The sequence below is a fragment of the Paenibacillus sp. 01L418 genome (assembly GCF_056400045.1).
Map to the genome: position 1 here is coordinate 1 of NZ_JBFTSN010000788.1, position 1107 is coordinate 1107.

Annotated in this window: 2 protein-coding genes; one reads left to right on the forward strand and one right to left on the reverse strand. The window is 39.6% G+C overall.

Annotated features, from left to right (window positions below):
• Window positions 1-202, forward strand: a 202-nt coding sequence (locus AC1DSE_RS35640) for an IS3 family transposase (RefSeq protein ID WP_477528631.1), incomplete at its 5' end; no start/stop codon positions are given.
• Between the two features lie 346 nt (window positions 203-548).
• Here AC1DSE_RS35640 and AC1DSE_RS35645 read toward each other — a convergent pair.
• The gene (locus AC1DSE_RS35645; protein ID WP_477512528.1) at window positions 549-788 is read right to left on the reverse strand and encodes a glycine zipper domain-containing protein; all 240 of its coding nucleotides are present in this window, start codon (window positions 786-788) and stop codon (window positions 549-551) included.
• Between the last annotated feature and the right edge of the window lie 319 nt (window positions 789-1107).

Sequence of the window (1107 nt, forward strand, 5' to 3'; positions counted from 1 at the left end):
AACGCCCGCTGATAATGCCCCCATTGAATCGTTTCATTCCACACTAAAGTCTGAAACGTTCTACCTCGAAGGGTTGACCCATACAACGACTGCAATCGTTGAACAGACCGTTCGAGACTACATCACTTACTATAACGCAATTCGTATTCAAACGAAACTAAATAACCAGTCGCCGGTTGATTATAGGCGATTGGCCGTTTAAACTTGAAAGGTGTTTTGATCCCTGTCTCACAAATGGGGGTCAGTCCCCACCTCTTGATTAATTTGTGCAGCTTTTTTTCACGTTTGTTCAAGTATTTTTGCATTATTGAGTTCTTGGTTTAACTGTTGATATTGACCTGATGCTTGCTGATGATAACTAATTGCATAGCTTATTTTGCCATTGATAATTAGATTTTCACCTAATTTAAAAACAAATAATGCTGCATATTCGATTTAATTCGAAATGCAGCATTAGGAAGTGAAGAATTATTTATTTTAACCATCTCAAAACAATTTTAATTGCATTCACACATCTAATACCCAACTGAAGCTTGTGACTAACCATTTTAATCCTTTCGTTGTGCTTCGTCGTTGTTATCGTCAGCAGCCTCTCCAACCTTATTTCCCAATGCTGCGCCTACGATACCGCCAACAACAGTTCCAACAGGACCCAAAGCAGAGCCTACGACTGCACCTGCAGCAATACCACCCGCCGTTCCTACAGCTTTTCCGATGTCAGCTCCATCCGTATTGTTACTATTTTGGTCAGAATCAAGATTTCGATTGAGTTCTTCATTTTTAGTCATTTAATTTCACTCCTTCGTTTTAATGACAGCTGCTACATTTACCGTAGTCACAATGGATATCATGTCCTAAATAGTATGAAAGGATTCATTCCTTGATGAGCTTGAAGCTATTGCGCGGTAATCGATCCGGACAAAGGGATGTGTAAGGATGTCTCGCATGGTGAATTCACTGCTTCAATGCTTGGATGAATTAAAATCGGAGAGTATATTACATGCTGCAACCATTTTGGATGCAGAATTGGATTCTGTAATATGGGGAAGATTTGATACAAAAATGAAATATGATGCCCCAACAGATTCAGAGACGTTTACTGGAAGC